Origin of the sequence: Streptomyces sp. NPDC006012, from assembly GCF_042871185.1 — a bacterium.
Taxonomy (GTDB): Bacteria; Actinomycetota; Actinomycetes; order Streptomycetales; family Streptomycetaceae; genus Streptomyces.
The window spans coordinates 1-16,906 of the sequence record NZ_JBIAIE010000003.1 but is presented as its reverse complement, the minus strand read 5'-3'; the positions used below and the strand labels follow the sequence as shown (position 1 = coordinate 16,906).

At 71.0% G+C, this 16,906-nt stretch carries 16 protein-coding genes; 3 read left to right on the top strand and 13 right to left on the bottom strand.

Annotation, left to right across the window (positions count from 1 at the left end; translation table 11 throughout):
• Positions 1-152: 152 nt before the first annotated feature.
• The 5 genes from ACFYPJ_RS06915 to ACFYPJ_RS06895 all read right to left on the bottom strand — a co-directional run bounded on the left by ACFYPJ_RS06915 (position 153) and on the right by ACFYPJ_RS06895 (position 5,967).
• Positions 153-1,862 carry a uroporphyrinogen-III synthase gene (locus ACFYPJ_RS06915; protein ID WP_389011688.1) on the bottom strand — a complete coding sequence of 570 codons (1,710 nt, stop codon included), beginning with the start codon at positions 1,860-1,862 and terminating at the stop codon, positions 153-155.
• Complete coding sequence (gene hemC, locus ACFYPJ_RS06910) at positions 1,859-2,821, bottom strand: hydroxymethylbilane synthase (RefSeq protein WP_389011685.1); 963 nt, start codon at positions 2,819-2,821, stop codon at positions 1,859-1,861. Before hemC ends, ACFYPJ_RS06915 begins: the two co-directional genes overlap by 4 nt.
• On the bottom strand, positions 2,818-4,566 hold the full coding sequence (locus tag ACFYPJ_RS06905) for a glutamyl-tRNA reductase (RefSeq protein WP_389011682.1): 1,749 nt from the start codon (positions 4,564-4,566) through the stop codon (positions 2,818-2,820). Before ACFYPJ_RS06905 ends, hemC begins: the two co-directional genes overlap by 4 nt.
• Positions 4,563-5,324, bottom strand: a complete 762-nt coding sequence (locus tag ACFYPJ_RS06900; protein WP_389011679.1) for a redox-sensing transcriptional repressor Rex — start codon at positions 5,322-5,324, stop codon at positions 4,563-4,565. The genes ACFYPJ_RS06905 and ACFYPJ_RS06900 overlap by 4 nt, the downstream gene beginning before the upstream one ends.
• Positions 5,325-5,604: 280 nt before the next feature.
• Positions 5,605-5,967: a glutaredoxin family protein gene (locus ACFYPJ_RS06895; protein WP_389011676.1), complete on the bottom strand. Its 363-nt coding sequence runs from the start codon at positions 5,965-5,967 to the stop codon at positions 5,605-5,607.
• 129 nt (positions 5,968-6,096) lie between these two features.
• Here ACFYPJ_RS06895 and ACFYPJ_RS06890 point away from each other — a divergent pair, with 129 nt between their 5' ends.
• The 3 genes from ACFYPJ_RS06890 (at position 6,097) to ACFYPJ_RS06880 (ending at position 9,740) form a co-directional block, all read left to right on the top strand.
• Positions 6,097-7,053, top strand: coding sequence for an HAD family hydrolase (locus ACFYPJ_RS06890; RefSeq protein ID WP_389011673.1), 957 nt, complete (start codon positions 6,097-6,099; stop codon positions 7,051-7,053).
• A gap of 408 nt (positions 7,054-7,461) precedes the next feature.
• A complete protein-coding gene (locus ACFYPJ_RS06885) occupies positions 7,462-8,283 on the top strand; it encodes an ECF subfamily RNA polymerase sigma factor, BldN family (protein WP_389011670.1) in 822 nt (273 codons plus the stop codon).
• Positions 8,284-8,522: 239 nt separating this feature from the next.
• On the top strand, positions 8,523-9,740 hold the full coding sequence (locus tag ACFYPJ_RS06880) for a DUF5667 domain-containing protein (protein ID WP_389011667.1): 1,218 nt from the start codon (positions 8,523-8,525) through the stop codon (positions 9,738-9,740).
• 128 nt (positions 9,741-9,868) lie between these two features.
• Here the strand turns inward: ACFYPJ_RS06880 and ACFYPJ_RS06875 are convergent, their stop codons facing one another.
• The 8 genes from ACFYPJ_RS06875 to ACFYPJ_RS06840 form a co-directional block, all read right to left on the bottom strand.
• A complete protein-coding gene (locus ACFYPJ_RS06875) occupies positions 9,869-10,915 on the bottom strand; it encodes a lysophospholipid acyltransferase family protein (RefSeq protein WP_389011665.1) in 1,047 nt (348 codons plus the stop codon).
• Positions 10,916-10,939: 24 nt separating this feature from the next.
• Entirely contained in the window at positions 10,940-12,001 is a 1,062-nt protein-coding gene (locus ACFYPJ_RS06870; RefSeq protein WP_389011662.1) for an NAD-dependent epimerase/dehydratase family protein, read from the bottom strand.
• Between the two features lie 181 nt (positions 12,002-12,182).
• The gene (locus ACFYPJ_RS06865; protein WP_003948845.1) at positions 12,183-12,281 is read right to left on the bottom strand and encodes a 30S ribosomal protein bS22; all 99 of its coding nucleotides are present in this window, start codon (positions 12,279-12,281) and stop codon (positions 12,183-12,185) included.
• A gap of 132 nt (positions 12,282-12,413) precedes the next feature.
• A complete protein-coding gene (locus tag ACFYPJ_RS06860; RefSeq protein ID WP_067299677.1) occupies positions 12,414-12,623 on the bottom strand; it encodes a helix-turn-helix domain-containing protein in 210 nt (69 codons plus the stop codon).
• Positions 12,624-12,752: 129 nt separating this feature from the next.
• Complete coding sequence (locus tag ACFYPJ_RS06855; RefSeq protein WP_389011659.1) at positions 12,753-13,568, bottom strand: phosphatase; 816 nt, start codon at positions 13,566-13,568, stop codon at positions 12,753-12,755.
• 144 nt (positions 13,569-13,712) lie between these two features.
• Positions 13,713-14,885 carry an acetoin utilization protein AcuC gene (locus ACFYPJ_RS06850; protein ID WP_389011656.1) on the bottom strand — a complete coding sequence of 391 codons (1,173 nt, stop codon included), beginning with the start codon at positions 14,883-14,885 and terminating at the stop codon, positions 13,713-13,715.
• Complete coding sequence (locus ACFYPJ_RS06845; protein WP_389011653.1) at positions 14,836-16,053, bottom strand: MFS transporter; 1,218 nt, start codon at positions 16,051-16,053, stop codon at positions 14,836-14,838. The genes ACFYPJ_RS06850 and ACFYPJ_RS06845 overlap by 50 nt, the downstream gene beginning before the upstream one ends.
• A 101-nt stretch (positions 16,054-16,154) precedes the next feature.
• Positions 16,155-16,799, bottom strand: a complete 645-nt coding sequence (locus tag ACFYPJ_RS06840) for an HAD family hydrolase (RefSeq protein ID WP_389011650.1) — start codon at positions 16,797-16,799, stop codon at positions 16,155-16,157.
• Positions 16,800-16,906: the final 107 nt, after the last annotated feature.

Sequence of the window (16,906 nt, the reverse complement as noted above, 5' to 3'; positions counted from 1 at the left end):
CCGTTCCCAGAAGAAGACGTCTTTGCGGATCATGCAGTTCCGCGGCCGTGAGGTCATGTCGTCCGGCCGGTGCCCAGAAAGAAACGGTTCGCCGTATCACGCCGGCCAGTTGCCGACGCCATACGGCGAACCGTGCCCGGACAGTGCGGCCGTCAGCCGGAGTTGCGCCGCCTGCGTGCCCCCGGGCGCCGCTCGCTGGGCCGCGTCACCGGATCACCGGACTCCAGTGCCGCCGTCCGCCGCTTCGTCCCGAAGTCCGCGAGCGCCTCCGCCAGCCGGTGCACGGACGGCTCCGGAGCCATCACGTCCACCCGCAGGCCGTGCTCCTCGGCGGTCTTCGCCGTGGCCGGACCGATGCACGCGATCACGGTCACGTTGTGCGGCTTGCCCGCGATACCCACCAGGTTGCGCACCGTGGAGGACGACGTGAAGAGAACGGCGTCGAAGCCACCCCCCTTGATCGCCTCCCGGGTCTCCGCCGGCGGCGGCGAGGCCCGCACGGTCCGGTAGGCGGTGACGTCGTCGACCTCCCAGCCCAGCTCGATGAGCCCGGCGACCAGGGTCTCCGTCGCGATGTCGGCCCGGGGCAGGAAGACCCGGTCGATCGGGTCGAAGACGGGGTCGTACGGCGGCCAGTCCTCCAGCAGACCCGCGGCCGACTGCTCGCCGCTCGGCACCAGGTCCGGCTTCACGCCGAAGGCGACCAGCGCCTTCGCCGTCTGCTCCCCGACCGCGGCGACCTTGATCCCCGCGAAGGCACGCGCGTCGAGCCCGTACTCCTCGAACTTCTCCCGCACCGCCTTGACCGCGTTGACGGAGGTGAAGGCGATCCACTCGTACCGCCCGGTCACCAGGCCCTTCACGGCCCGCTCCATCTGCTGGGGCGTCCGCGGCGGCTCGACGGCGATCGTCGGGACCTCGTGCGGTACCGCCCCGTAGGAGCGCAGTTGGTCGGAGAGCGACGCCGCCTGCTCCTTCGTCCGCGGCACGAGGACCTTCCAGCCGAACAGCGGCTTGGACTCGAACCAGGACAACTGGTCGCGCAGGGCGGCGGCGGAACGCTCACCGACCACGGCTATCACCGGCCGGCCGCCGTCCGGCGACGGCAGCGCCTTCGACTGCTTCAGGATCTGCGCGACGGTGCCGAGGGTGGCGGTCCAAGTGCGCTGCCGGGTCGTCGTACCGGCGACGGTCACCGTCATCGGCGTGTCCGGCTTGCGGCCCGCGGCCACCAGCTCACCGGCGGCCGCGGCGACCGAGTCCAGCGAGGCCGAGACGACGACCGTGCCGTCCGAGGCGCCCACCTCGGTCCAGCACCGGTCCGAGGCGGTCCGGGCGTCCACGAACCGGACGTCCGCGCCCTGCGCGTCCCGCAGCGGAACCCCCGCGTACGCGGGCACGCCGACCGCGGCCGCGACACCGGGGACCACCTCGAAGGGCACCCCGGCGGCGGCGCACGCCAGCATCTCCTCGGCGGCGTACGTGTCGAGCCCGGGGTCCCCGGACACCGCACGCACGACCCGCCTGCCGCCCCGTGCGGCCTCCATGACAAGATGAGCGGCATCCCGCGTCGGCGGGACCGCAGCGGTTGTTGACACACCGTCAACAACCGCTCGTTGAGACGTGCCCGGACCGGGCCGCGTGTCAGCGGAAGGGTCCGCATCGACGCGCAGAACGGCGACGCCCTGTCTGGCGTGGGTACGGACCACGTCCAGCACATCGTGCTCGACGACGAGTACGTCCGCGTTCGCCAGCGCCTCCACGGCGCGCAGAGTCAGCAGTCCCGGATCCCCGGGTCCGGCACCCAGGAAGGTGACGTGACCGTGTTCAGGGCCGGCGGCGGGAAGGTTGGTGGGGCTCAATGTGCTCGCTCCCCCATCAGACCGGCCGCGCCCTGCGCAAGCATCTCGGTGGCGAGTTCGCGACCGAGCGCCATTGCCTGGTCGTCAGTCTCGGGCACGGGACCGGTGGTGGACAACTGCACCATGCGGGAACCGTCGGTCGTGCCGACGACGCCCCGCAGGCGCATTTCCTTGACAAACTGCCCGTCGGCCAGCAGGTCGGCCAGTGCGCCCACCGGGGCGCTGCAACCGGCCTCCAGGGCGGCGAGCAGAGAACGTTCGGCGGTGACGGCGACCCGCGTGAACGGGTCGTCGAGTTCGCCGAGCACGGCGATCAGGTCCGCGTCGTCCGCGGCACACTCGATCGCCAGGGCCCCCTGGCCGGGGGCGGGCAGAACCGTGTCGACCGACAGGAAGTCGGTCACTTCGTCGATGCGGCCGAGACGGCTCAGGCCGGCCGCGGCCAGCACGACCGCGTCCAGCTCGCCGCCGCGCACGTATCCGATGCGGGTGTCGACGTTCCCCCGTATCGGGACCATCTCGATGTCCAGCCCGTGGGCGCGCGCATACCCGTTCAGCTGGGCCATGCGGCGCGGCGAGCCGGTGCCGATGCGTGCCCCGCGGGGCAGGTCGGTGAACTTCAGCGTGTCCCGGGCGACGATCACATCGCGCGGGTCCTCACGCACGGGCACGGCGGCCAGCACCAGCCCGGCGGGCTGCGCGGTCGGCAGGTCCTTCAGCGAGTGCACGGCGAAGTCCACCTCGCCCCGGTGCACCGCCTCGCGAAGGGCGGCCACGAACACTCCCGTGCCGCCGATCTGCGCCAGGTGCTCGCGCGAGGTGTCCCCGTACGTGGTGATCTCGACCAGTTCCACGGGGCGCCCGGTGATCCGGCGCACGGTCTGCGCCACCTGACCCGACTGGGCCATGGCGAGTCTGCTCCGCCTGGTCCCCAGCCGCAGCGCCGCTGTCTTGCTCATACCGGCCCTCGGTTCTTCTCGTCTGCGCCGCCGTCGGCCCGGGAGACGGCGGCCACCGTCTCGGGGTCGAGGTCGAACAGGGTCCGCAGCGCGTCCGCGTACCCGGCGCCGCCGGGTTCCGCCGCGAGCTGCTTGACCCGAACGGTCGGCGCGTGCAACAGCTTGTCGACCACCCGGTGCACGGCCTGCCTGATCTCGCCGCGCTGGCGTTCGTCCAGGCCGGGCAGGCGTCCGTCGAGCCGGGCGATCTCGCTCGCGACGACGTCGGCGGCCATGGTGCGCAGGGCGACCACGGTGGGCGTGATGTGCGCGGCCCGCTGCGCCGCCCCGAAGGCGGCGACCTCGTCGGAGACGATCCGCCGGACCTCTTCGACGTCGGCCGCCATCGGCGCGTCCGCGGACGCCTCGGCCAGCGACTCGATGTCCACCAGCCGCGCTCCGGCGAGCCGGTGCACGGCGGCGTCGACATCGCGGGGCATGGCGAGGTCGAGGACGTACAGGGCCGGTGCCGGACGCGGGACCGCGGGCACCGGTTCGGGCTTGCGGCGCTCCGGGACACGCCCGGTCACCGCGACGGTGGCGGCCAGCGCGGCGATGGCGCCGGCGTCGTCGACCGCGTCGGCCGCGTTATCCGGCCGCCGCGGTGCGCGCTCGGCGGCGTCGCCCTGGTCGACCCAGACCGCGTGCTGCTCCAGCTCGGCTGCCGCCATGCCGGCCACGGCCGCCTCGCCCTGTACGGAGAAGGCGGCGGTGCCCGGCATGGTGGCCAGGTCGAGCGGGCAGTTCTCGTCGTCGCGGTCGCCGCCGGCCTGCGGTCCGGCCGGAGCGGTCGTGCCGGTGGTGGCCGTGGCCGCCGTACGGACGTCGGCGGCGGACTCGGTGCGGGGCGCGTCCGGGCCGGCCTCGCGGCCCTCGACGGCGGCGGCGACGGTCTCCGCGGTCAGCACGAGTCCGGTCGCGCCGGTACACGAGACGGCGACGTCGGCCCGGGCCAGCTCGGCCGGCACCGCGTCCATCGTTACCGCGCGGGCCACCACGTCCGTGTCACCGGCCGCGGCGAGGATCTGCGCGAGGCGCTCGGCGCGCTCGACGGTGCGGTTGGCGACGACGACCTCGGCGACACCGGCCCGCGCGAGCGTGGCCGCGGCCAGCGAGGACATCGAGCCCGCGCCGATGACCAGCGCCTTCTTCCCGCGGGCCCAGTCCGGCACGGCCGTGCCCGCGGCCAGTTGCTCCAGCCCGAAGCTGACCAGGGACTGCCCGGCGCGGTCGATGCCGGTCTCGGAGTGGGCGCGCTTGCCGACCCTGAGGGCCTGCTGGAACAGGTCGTTCAGCAGCCGGCCCGCGGTGTGCAGCTCCTGCGCCCTGGCCAGCGAGTCCTTGATCTGGCCGAGGATCTGGCCCTCGCCGACGACCATCGAGTCCAGCCCGCAGGCCACCGAGAAGAGGTGGTGGACGGCCCGGTCCTCGTAGTGCACGTAGAGGTAGGGGGTCAGCTCGTCCAGGCCCACCCCGCTGTGCCGGGTGAGCAGCGTGGACAGTTCGGCGACACCGGCGTGGAACTTGTCCACGTCCGCGTACAGCTCGATCCGGTTGCAGGTGGCGAGCACCGCGGCCTCGGCGGCCGGCTCCGCGGCGACCGTGTCCTGGAGCAGCTTGGCCTGGGCCTCCGCGGTGAGCGCGGCCCGTTCCAGGACGCTGACCGGGGAGCTGCGGTGGCTCAGTCCGACGACCAAGAGGCTCATGCCGGCATCACGGCGGGTACGTCCCCGTCGGGCCCCTGGTCGGTGGTCTCCTTGCGGGCGGCGGCGGCCGGGGCGGCACCGTCGGGAGAGGGCTCCTCACCGGCCTTGCGCTGCTCGTGGAAGGCGAGGATCTGCAGCTCGATGGAGAGGTCGACCTTGCGTACGTCGACGCCGTCCGGGACGGTCAGCACGGTCGGCGCGAAGTTCAGGATGGAGGTGACGCCGGCGGCGACCAGGCGCTCGCAGACCTGCTGCGCGGCACCCGCGGGGGTGGCGATCACACCGATCGACACGCCGTTGTCCTTGATGATCTTCTCAAGCTCGTCGGAGTGCTGGACGGGCATGCCCGCGACGGGCTTGCCCGCCATCGCCGGGTCGGCGTCGATGAGCGCGGCGACCCGGAAACCGCGCGAGGCGAACCCGCCGTAATTGGCCAGCGCGGCGCCGAGATTACCGATACCGACGATCACGACCGGCCAGTCCTGGGTCAGGCCGAGTTCACGGGAGATCTGGTAGACGAGGTATTCGACGTCGTACCCCACGCCCCGGGTCCCGTAGGAACCGAGGTAGGAGAAGTCCTTGCGCAGCTTGGCGGAGTTGACCCCCGCGGCGGCGGCCAGTTCCTCCGAGGAGACCGTGGGTACCGAACGCTCGGACAGCGCCGTCAGGGCGCGGAGGTACAGCGGAAGCCTGGCGACGGTGGCCTCGGGAATCCCTCGGCTTCGGGTCGCCGGTCGGTGAGTTCGGCCAGTTGCCACGGTGCTCCTGCGGGTAGCGCGGGGCTGCGGGCGGCCATACGTTCCCCGACCGCCCCGTCGATAGCAGGCTATGTCTTTGTGAACGCGTGCACAAAGATTGTGTCCGATTTGTCCAGCCAACGTGACCGGGGTCACGCGCCCCCGGCACGGCCGTATGGAACCGGCGGACCTGCATCGACGTTCTTCCCGCGATAGGGGCAAAATCGCACACACTCCTTGAAGAATCCCGCCCCCGAGACCGAACCTGCTCGATCCTAGGCGACTTTCGGAGCCACTTGGACTAGCCGGTCAGTTCCGTCCGCAGCCGCTGTTCGTTCACCCGCCAGAAGGTGTGCTGTTCCCCGTCGACGAGCACGACCGGGATCTGCTCCCAGTACTGCTCGTGCAGGCGCGCGTCCTCGGTGATGTCCCGCGACTCCCACGGCACGCCGAGCTCCCCGCACACCCGCTCGATCACGGCCTGCGCGTCGTCGCACAGATGGCACCCGGGCTTGCGGATCAGGGTGACGCGCCGGTCCCGCACCGTCGCTCCGTCCCGGCCGGGCGCGGCAGGGAGCGTGCCCGGGGGTCCCCCTCGCCCGGGCGGGGCCGAGGTCTCGGGGGCGGGCGGCTTCCTGCGGAAGAGGGGACTCATACCGGCCATTCTCGCGCGTCCGCGGCCACCTCAGGACCGGCTTCCGGCTCGTTCGTTCAACGGCTCGGTCGCGGAGAGTTCACACCGTCCCGTCCTCTCGGCTCCGGAAGCACCGAACAAACTGGCTATGCTCACGCCATGGCCGCTCTCGGATGGCTCACTCCCCGTAGGCGCTCCGCCACCGCGCGGAGCGTGTTGGCAGGCGAGGCTTCGGCGGAGGCAGCGCGCAAGTCCTCCCAGGACGTCCCAGGTACCCAGGACGTCCAGGACGCCCGTGCCGCCCAGGACGGAGCTGCGGCGGAACCCGAGTTCCCCGTGCTCGGCGACGACAAGGCCGCGGCCTTCTTCGACCTGGACAACACCGTGATGCAGGGCGCCGCGCTGTTCCACTTCGGCCGGGGGCTGTACAAGCGGAAGTTCTTCGAGACCCGCGACCTCGCCAGGTTCGCCTGGCAGCAGGCGTGGTTCCGGCTGGCCGGCGTCGAGGACCCGGAGCACATGCAGGACGCCCGCGACTCCGCGCTGTCGATCGTGAAGGGCCACCGCGTCGCCGAGCTGCAGTCGATCGGCGAGGAGATCTACGACGAGTACATGGCGGAGCGCATCTGGCCGGGCACCCGGGCACTGGCCCAGGCCCACCTGGACGCGGGCCAGCGGGTGTGGCTGGTCACGGCGGCACCGGTGGAGATCGCCACGGTCATCGCCCGCAGGCTCGGCCTGACCGGCGCGCTCGGCACGGTCGCCGAGTCCGTCGACGGGATCTACACCGGCAAGCTGGTCGGCGAGCCGCTGCACGGCCCGGCCAAGGCGGAGGCGGTCCGGGCGCTGGCCGCGGCGGAGGGCCTGGACCTCGCCCGGTGCGCCGCGTACAGCGACTCGCACAACGACATCCCGATGCTGTCCCTGGTCGGCCACCCCTACGCCATCAACCCGGACAGCAAGCTGCGCAAGCACGCCCGCGAGAAGGACTGGCGCCTGCGGGACTACCGCACCGGCCGCAAGGCGGCGAAGGTCGGCATCCCGGCGGCGGCGGGCGTGGGCGCGGTCGCGGGCGGCACGGCCGCGGCCATCGCACTGCACCGGCGCCGGCGCTAGCGGCGGGAGACCCGCCGGCAGCGAGCGACCGCTACCGCGGCTGCGGACATCCACCGGCGGCCGGCGGCGACGACCCGCGCGGGCCGCTCCGGCGGACACGGACGGTATCGGCATCCCCTGCGACACGACCGTCGGCCCCCGACGCCCGCATGATGCCCCACGTTGCCCAACACGCCCCCCACTCCGCCGAAACGCGGACCTTTCTGATCAACAAGCGGTCACCCGTCGATACTTGGTAGGTCGTCAATCGGTTACAGAAGCGACGTAATCGATGATTTGAGCAACTGGGCGTAGCAGTGCCTGCACGAAGCGTTATTCTCCTCAGACGCAAACCGGTACCCCTCCGTCGCTACGACGGGTGAAAGGTCCCGCACTGCACGTGATGGAAGCTCTGCCTCTGGGAGTCCCGTGTACCCACACGTCGGGGTTGACGCCTCGGGCCTGGCTACGCTGCGCGCAACGGTCAAGGAACTGTTGCGCGGCTTCGTCCCCACCGCGTACGCCGTACCCGCCTTCGCCGCCGCCCCCGTAGGCCCGTGCTACGCACTCGCCGACGGCATCGAGCAGGGCCCGGCGCGCAGCGCCGTCGTCGAAGGGCGGCGCTCGGGTGACGGCCGGGCGGCGGGCAGACGGGGACGCGCGGCCGGCGCGACCACCGCCCGCCGGCCGGCCGCGGACAGCGACAGCGCCCGGATGATGGACCTCGTCGAGCGCGCCCAGGCCGGCGAGGCCGACGCCTTCGGCCGCCTGTACGACCAGTACAGCGACACCGTGTACCGCTACATCTACTACCGGGTAGGCGGCAAGGCGACCGCCGAGGACCTCACCAGCGAGACCTTCCTGCGCGCCCTGCGCCGCATCGGCACCTTCACCTGGCAGGGCCGCGACTTCGGCGCCTGGCTGGTCACCATCGCGCGCAACCTGGTCGCCGACCACTTCAAGTCCAGCCGCTTCCGGCTGGAGGTCACCACCGGCGAGATGCTCGACGCCAACGAGGTCGAACGCTCCCCCGAGGACTCCGTCCTGGAGTCCCTCTCCAACGCGGCCCTGCTCGACGCCGTACGGCGGCTCAACCCCCAGCAGCAGGAGTGCGTGACGCTCCGCTTCCTCCAGGGCCTCTCCGTCGCCGAGACCGCCCGGGTGATGGGCAAGAACGAGGGCGCCATCAAGACCCTCCAGTACCGGGCCGTACGCACCCTCGCCCGGCTCCTGCCGGACGACGCACGCTGACACCCGACCGGCCGCCGCCACGGTACGCGGCGGCCAACTCACTGTCGGTGACAGCCCGTTGACTTTCCCAGCCGATCATCCGCCGTCCGTAACCCAAGTGCCGCGCCATTCGTTGTGCGGGATACAGGCTCCCTGTGGTCACGTCCTGGCCGCCCCTGATCGTGTGGAAGTGGTCATGGGCGTGCAACCCTCAGGACCCCCTGGGGAGTCGACCGTCATGACGAGAGGAGGTGCCGCCAGTGATCGCGAACGTATCGGCACACCGGCGGGCGAACGCCTTCGCCCAGGCCCTGGAGGAGCAGTCCGCCCGGGACACGGCGGCCGAGCAGCCCGAGGCACCCGCCCCGGCAGCGGAACGGCCGGAGCAGGGCGAGTTGTTGACCCTCGCCGCGGGTCTCGGTGCACTGCCCAGGCCGCAGCTCGACCCGGAGGTCAAGGCCGTCCAGCGGGCCCAGCTCGTGGCCGCCATGGAGGCCATGCTGCAGGAGGGCACCGTGCCCGGGGCGGCTGATCCTTCGGTGCCCCAGCAGAGGGGGCACCGGGCCAAGGGGGCGCACCGGGCGAGTCCGCTGGGCAAGCTGCGACCGCGTTCCCGGTTGTCCAAGGGGCTGGCCGCGGGTGGACTCAGCGTCGGAGTGGCCGCCGGAGCCTTCGGCGGCGTCGCCGCCGCCAGCTCCGGCGCACTGCCCGGCGATTCGCTGTACGGCCTCAAGCGGGGCATCGAGGACTTCAAGCTGAACTACCTCAGCGATGGGAACGACGAGCGCGGCCAGACCTATCTCGACCAGGCGTCGACCCGCCTGAGCGAGGCCCGGCGGCTGCTCGAACGGGACCGGGGCGGCCGACTCGACCACGAATCCATCGGCGAGATCCGCCGCACCCTGTCGGGCATGCAGCACGACGTCACCGAGGGCCACCGGCTGCTGCACGAGGCGTACGAGCGCGATCCGGACTCGCTGGGCCCGATCCAGGCCCTGTCCACTTTCTCGCGTTCCCACCGGGAGATGTGGGGCGCGCTGCGCGACAGGCTCCCGGTCCAGCTCGGGGACGTCAGCGACCAGGTCTCCTCGGTGTTCGACGCCATAGACGAAGAGGTCGGGCCGCTCCAGTCGCTGCTCCCGCAGTCCCCGGCCAGGACCGGCGAAGAGTCGCGTCAGGGCTCCGGCTCCGCGTCCGAGCACTCCGCCGGCACCCACCGCTCGTCCACACCCTCCGCGGGCAGCGGACCCTCCGCCGGCCGCGGCTCCAGCAGCAGCCCGAGCGACCAGGCCACCGGCAGCACGCAGGACGGTCTGCTCGGGGGCACCACGGGCGGCCTGTTCGACCCGCCCAAGAGCAGCGGCAGCACCTCCCCGCCGACCAGCAAGAGCCCCACCAGCGAGCCGGACGTGACACTCCCGCCGCTGCTACCGGGCCTGCTGCCCGGCCTGGGCATCGACAGCGACAACGCGAACTAGGCGGTACGGACATGATGGTGGGGCCCCTCCCAGGGCGAATTCCAGGGGCCCCACCATCATGATGCGCGGCTGCTACGGCCCCGACCCATGACACGGGAGCACGGGTGCACGAGCGCCCGGTCACGCCGCTAGAAGAACACCGACCGCCGCTGCACCAGCAGCTTGTACAGCGTGTGCTGGATCTGTTCGCGGACCTGGTCGGTCAGGTTGAACATCAGCATCGGATCGTCCGCGGCCTCCGGCGGATAGCCGTCCGTCGGGATCGGCTCGCCGAACTGGATCGTCCACTTCGTCGGCAGCGGAATCGCGCCCAGCGGGCCCAGCCACGGGAAGGTCGGCGTCAGCGGGAAGTACGGAATGCCCAGCAGCCGCGCCAGGGTCCGCGCGTTGCCGATCATCGGATAGATCTCCTCGGCCCCGACGACCGAACAGGGCACGATCGGCGTACCCGTGCGCAGCGCCGTGGAGACGAAGCCGCCCCGCCCGAACCGCTGGAGCTTGTAGCGCTCGCCGAACGGCTTGCCGATGCCCTTGAAACCCTCCGGCATCACCCCGACCAGCTCACCGGCCCCGAGCAGCCGCTCGGCGTCCTCCGCACAGGCCAGGGTGTGGCCGAGCTTGCGGGCGAGTTCGTTGACCAGCGGCAGCACGAAGACCAGGTCGGCCGCGAGCAGCCGCAGATGCCGCCCGGCCGGATGGTGGTCGTGCACGGCGACCTGCATCATCAGCCCGTCCAGCGGCAGCGTCCCGGAGTGGTTGGCGACGATCAGCGCGCCGCCCTCGGCCGGGATGTTCTCGATGCCCTTCACCTCGACCCGGAAGTACTTCTCGTACACCGGGCGCAGCAGCGACATCAGCAGCTGGTCGGTCAGTTCCGCGTCGTAGCCGAAGTCGTCGACGTCGTAGTCACCGGTCAGCCGGCGGCGCAGGAAGGCCAGGCCGCTCGCGACGCGCTGGTCCAGGCCCCGGTCCGGCGGCTGCTGTTGCGGCTGTTCCTCCTGGGTCACGGGAACATCATCCTGGGTCGCCGGCCGTCCCGGGAGGGCCTGGACCTCACCCACCCCCGCGGGCTCGCCCGAGCGCCGGCCCGCGGTGCCCCGGCGCCGCGCGGGCCGCGACCCGGCAGAGCCGCGGGAGCGGTCGTCGTCGAACGGAATGACCTTGGCGTCCGCCATGGTTGCTGCGCTCCTCGATCGGCGCTAATCGGCGCTCTGCGTCGGATGGTGGCCGCTGCCCCGCAGGGACAGCGCGGCGATCCGGTCGACGGCCCCGGCCAGGGCCTGAGGCGACAGCAGCCCGGGTCCGCGGCTGCCGGCGAAGTCCGCGAAGGTCTCCGCGGTCGTGTACTTCGGCCGGAAGCCGAGGGTCTCCCGCATCTGCACCGTCGACACGACCCGGCCGTGGGTGAGCAGCCGGATCTGCTCGGGGGAGAAGTCCGTCATACCCAGCGTACGCACCAGGGAGCCGGTCCAGGTGACCGCGGGCAGCAGCAGCGGCACGGTGGGCCGTCCCAGCCGCCGGGAACACTGCGAGAGCAGCAGCACGCCGTCACCGGCGATGTTGAACGTCCCGCTGTTGAGCGTGGACCGGGCCGGTTCGTGCGCGGCGATCCGCAGCACCTCGATCACATCGTCCTCGTGCACGAACTGCAGCCGCGGGTCGTAGCCGAACACGGTCGGCAGCACCGGCAGCGAGAAGTACGCGGCCAGCGGTGTGTCGGCGGTCGGCCCCAGGATGTTCGCGAACCGCAGCACGCACACGGCCACGTCGGGCCGCCGTCGCGCGAAGCCCCGTACGTACCCCTCGACCTCCACCGTGTCCTTGGCGAAGCCTCCGCTGGGCAGCGACTTGGCCGGGGTGGTCTCCGTGAACACGGCGGGATCACGGGACGCCGACCCGTACACGTTCGTACTGGACTTGACGACCAGACGCCGCACGGCCGGCGACTTCTGGCAGGCACCGAGGAGCTGCATGGTGCCGATGACGTTGGTCTCCTTGACCGTGGCCCGGCTGCCGCTGCCCAGCGCCATGCCGGTCACGTCCAGATGCACGACCGTGTCGGCGGCCGTCTCGGCGAGGACGCGCGCGATGCCGGGCTGCCGGATGTCGGCCTGGATGAACTCGGCCCCGCCGAGGTGATGCTCGGGCGGCACCGCGTCCACGGCGACCACCCGGTCCACCTCGGGGTCACGCAGGATCCGCCGCACGAAACGACCGCCCAGCTGCCGGGCCACGCCGGTCACGAGCACGACCTTGCCCAAAATCAGCGCCTTTCTTCCGCATGTCCCTCTGTTCGAGCCAACTTAGCGGGTGGACGTGGCGCTGCCATGGCCACCTGGTGCAGGAGGTGGCCGAATTTCCCCGGGTCGGAATATGCCTGTGGCCCCCACATCACTCCGGATGGGGGGCCACATTCACAGCTCTCGCGGCTCGCGCCGAACCTTACTTCTTGTTACGACGCTGAACACGCGTGCGCTTGAGCAGCTTGCGGTGCTTCTTCTTCGCCATCCGCTTACGCCGCTTCTTGATAACAGAGCCCACGACTACCCTCGCTCACTTCTCATCACTCGGTGCTGGGCGCCATGGGCCCATACGACCTACAAGGGGCTAGCCTACCCGCCCGCGGGCTGAGGTCGTAATCGAGGTGCCCCGGGCGGTCACCCGGGGCCGCTGTCAGGCCGTTTCAACCCCCACGTAGCTCTCGCGGAGGTACTCGTGTACCGCTTGCTCCGGGACGCGGAAGGACCGCCCCACCCGGATCGCGGGCAGATGACCACTGTGCACCAGCCGGTACACGGTCATCTTCGACACTCGCATCACCGCAGCGACTTCCGCCACGGTAAGGAATACGACCTCGTTCAGAGGCCTCTCGCCAGCAGCCATGACACACCTGAACCTTCCGCACTCGACGGCCACCGGCTTCCCCTTCCGGTGACTCTTCGTCGCTGCGTGCTCACTCCCCAGACTAGATGCGGGTGATGCGAGTGGGGAAGAGGTGCACCCATCGGCGGCCTACCGTGACAGACACGCTCGATTGAGTACGTAGCGGGTAAGCGGACGGTAGTAAGCAGACCGCACAGCGTCATCAAGTGGAACGACGACGGACACGCGCCCCTCCGCCTCACCCACGAACAGCGCGGGGTCGTCGGTGTCGGCCAGGCCCATGGCCTCGAACCCCAGTTGACCTGCTCCGCAGACCCATCCGTGGTCCCCGATCACCAGCTCGGGCAGCGGCCCGCCGGCCTCCGCGGCAGCGGCCAGCACGGTCCGAACCGGCAGGGGGGAGTGCGTGTGCGCGCCGGGCTCACAACCGGGGTGTTCGGCTCCGGGATCACGGACCAGCGCGACTCCCCGTACGTAATCAAGGTTGTACGTGCGTAGTCCGAACCGGGTCGTTATGTCGACACAGTGACCCTGCGCGGGGGTGAGAACGTCACATCCCGCCGCCGACAGCGCGTCCGCCAGGGCGGCGTAGAAGCCGAGCAGGCGGTGCGGGTGCCCGGTGCCGATCAGCACCGGGGCACCGTGCCGGGCCACGACCGCGATGCGCTCCGCGAAGGCGTCGAGCGCGGCCAGCGTCAGTTCCGGGTCAATCACATCATGACCGGATGTGTGCTGGGGATCCGCCGAAACCCCACATCTTTTGGCCATGAGTTCGATCAAATCACTCTGTCCCCAGGCCAGTTCAGGATCGATCCCGATCAGCACGCGGGGATCACGAGCGGCGAACAGCCGATAACTGCGCAGGCTCGACTCCCGTGAAGTGGCCACCGGCCCGGCCAGACGGGCGGCCAGCAGATGCGCGCGGAGGACTCCGGGGCTCAACACCCATGTGATCCTGACGGACCACACCCCCCGCCGGGACGCTTTCCCCCCAAGACCCCACGCATGGCCCAACGCCGAGCCGTCACCCCGGCCCCGAAGGGGCGCGGGACCGTGTCCGGATCCGGCAGCGCAGCGCCCGGCGAACCCTCAGGCCAGCATCCCCCGCATCGGGAACACCGCCCGCCGCGTCGCCAGGACGGCCTGGTCCAGACGGTCGGCCGGATCGTACCCCTGCTCCCAGTGCGCCCAGGACACGGGCCAGCGCCCGTCCGTCATGCGCATCGGACCCAATTGCCGGGTACGGGCGTAGACCTCCTGCCGCCACTCCTCGGGAATCAACGCCTCCGGTTCTACCGGCCGCTCCGCCGCGATCCCCACGAGATGCGTCCACGAACGCGGCACGACACCCACCACGTCGTACCCGCCCCCGCCGAGCGCGACCCACTTGCCGCCCGTGTGCGCATGCGCCAGCTCATGGCATGCCACCTGCACCGCCCGCTGCGCGTCCACCGAGACGGCCAGATGCGCCAGCGGATCCTCGAAGTGCGTATCGGCCCCGTGCTGCGTCACCAGGACCTCGGGCCGGAAGTCGGCGATCAGTTCCGGCACCACCGCGTGGAACGCCCGCAGCCATCCCTCGTCCCCGGTCCCGGCCGGCAGCGGCAGGTTCACGGCGGACCCCGCGGCCGTCTCCGCCCCGGTCTCCTGCGGCCACCCGGTCTGCGGGAACAAGGTCCGGGGATGTTCGTGCACCGAGATCGTCAGCACCCGCGGATCGTCCCAGAACGCCGTCTGCACCCCGTCCCCGTGGTGCACGTCCACATCTACGTACGCGACGCGCTCGGCACCCATCTCCAGCAGCCGCGCGATCGCCAGCGCGGCATCGTTGTAGATGCAGAACCCGGAGGCACCCCCGGGCATCGCGTGATGCAGCCCGCCCGTGAAGTTCACCGCGTGCGGCGCGTCCCCGCGCCACACCGCCTCCGCGGCCGCCACCGACTGGCCGGCGATCAGCGCCGACATCTCGTGCATCCCGGCGAACGCCGGATCGTCCAGGGTCCCCAGGCCGTACGATTCGTCCGCCGCCGCGGGATCGGCCGAGGCCGCCTTCACCGCCTCGATGTAGTCCTCCCGGTGGACCAGCCGCAGCGTCGAGTCCCCCGCCGGCTCCGCCGCGACGACGTCCACCTCACGATCGAGCCCGAAGGCACCGACCAGCTTCCGGGTCAGCGCCAGCCGGACCGGATCCATCGGATGGCCCGGGCCAAAGTCATAGCCCGTTACTGCCTCGTCCCACATCAGCTGTGTGCGGCCGCTCATGCTCGCCACCGTATCGGTCCGATCTCGCCTCGAACGACCTGGCGTACACGAGCGTCACCAAAACCAACACCATCGGCACGAGCATCGCCCCGCGATAGCTCCAGGCGTCACCGAGCGCCCCCACCAACGGCGAACCGATCAGAAAACCCACGTAGTTGAAGATGTTGAGCCGGGCGACGGCCGCGTCCGAAGCTCCCGGAAACAGTCGGCCCGCCGCCGCGAACGTCTGCGGCACCAGCACGCACAGGCCCAGCCCCAGCAGCGTGAACCCAAGCATTCCGACCCAGGCGCCCGACGCCACCGCCACCACCGCGAACCCGGCCGCCGCCACCAGCGCCCCCACCCGGACCACCGCGACGGCCCCGAACCGCCGCACCCCGAGATCCCCGATGGCCCGCCCCGCCAAGGTGGTCACCATGTACACGTTGTACGGAACGGTCGACAGCTGCTCCGAACTCCCCAGCACGTCCTTCAGGTACTTCGCGCTCCAGTTGGAGACGGTCGAGTCCCCGATGTACGCGAAGGTCATCACCAGGCACAGCGGAAGCAGCAGCCTGAAGACCACGCTCCCGCCGCCCGCCTCCCCCTGCCCGTCCGCCACCGGCGCAGGCTCACCGTCCACATACCACCGGCTCCCCACCAGAACCGCCGGCAACAGCACGACCACGACCGGCAGGTACGAAACCCACAGCGCCAGCTCCCAGTGCGCCCCCACCCAGGCCAGCGAGGCCCCCACTATCCCGCCCAGGCTGTACACGGCATGGAAACCGAGCATGATGCTGCGCCCGTACGCCCGCTGCAGGCTCACCCCGAGCATGTTCATCGAGGCGTCCAGCGCACCGACGGCCAGACCGAACGCCGCGAGCGCCACGACCAGCACGACCAGCCGGTCGCCTACCCCGACCCCGAGCAGCGCAAGCAGCACCACGGGCTGCGACCAGCGCAGCAGCCGGCTGGGCCGTATCCGCTTCACCAGCTGCTCGGTGCCGACACTGCCGACTCCGGCGAGGATCGGTACGGCCGCCAGGAAGACGGGCAATAACGCGTCGGAGATGCCGTAACGGTCCTGCATGGCCGGGATGCGCGTGACGAGCAGGGCGAACGCGACGCCCTGGGCGAAGAAGCCGAACGCCAACGAAGCCCTGCCGTGCCGCAGCACATCTGTCATGGCCGCGAGAGTAGGGCCCCGCGGTACCGGTGGGTAGATCCCGCCAAAGCTGAATTTCCGTCACCTTTGTCCGGCGAGCGGGACGGGGACCGCGCCCGGGGTCATACCAGCAGGTCCAGCAACTCCCCCATGTCGGAGAAGAGTCGACCGGCCCCGGCGAGCCGCTCCGGTGGCGTCATGGCGGTGAACCCGTACACGTCCATCCCGGCCGCGACGGCCGCCTGCACGCCCAGCGGGCTGTCCTCCACGACGACACACCGCCCGGGAGCGACCCCCATCCGCTCGGCCGCGTACAGGAACAGGTCCGGGGCCGGCTTCCCGCGCCCCACATCCTGCGCGCTGAAGATCCGCGACTGGTCGAACCACCGGTCGAGCCCCGTCGTCCGATGGCCCACCCGGATCCGCTCATGACTTCCGGAGGACGCCACACAGTACGGCACTCCGTCCGCGGCCAGTTTCTCCAGCACACTGACGGCCCCGCCTATCGGCTTCAACTCCCGCTCGAACGCAGCGAACACGCGCGTGTGGAAGACGTCGTCGAAGTCGTCCGGCAGCCGCTGCCCGGTCCGTTTCGCCACCAGATCGTGCACGCGATGCATGGCGGCTCCCATGTAGTCCCGCAGCGAGTCCTCGTAGGAGGTCGGATGTCCCAGCTCGGTGAGATAGTCCGCGAGCAGCCGGTTGGAAATGGGCTCGCTGTCCACGAGCACACCGTCGTTGTCGAAGATGACCAGGTCGTAGCGCATACTTCGACCCTAAACGCAGAAATCCCCCGTGCCCAAAAGCACGGGGGATTCCCCAAAATTAGTTCGGCGGCGTCCTACTCTCCCACAGGGTCCCCCCTGCAGTACCA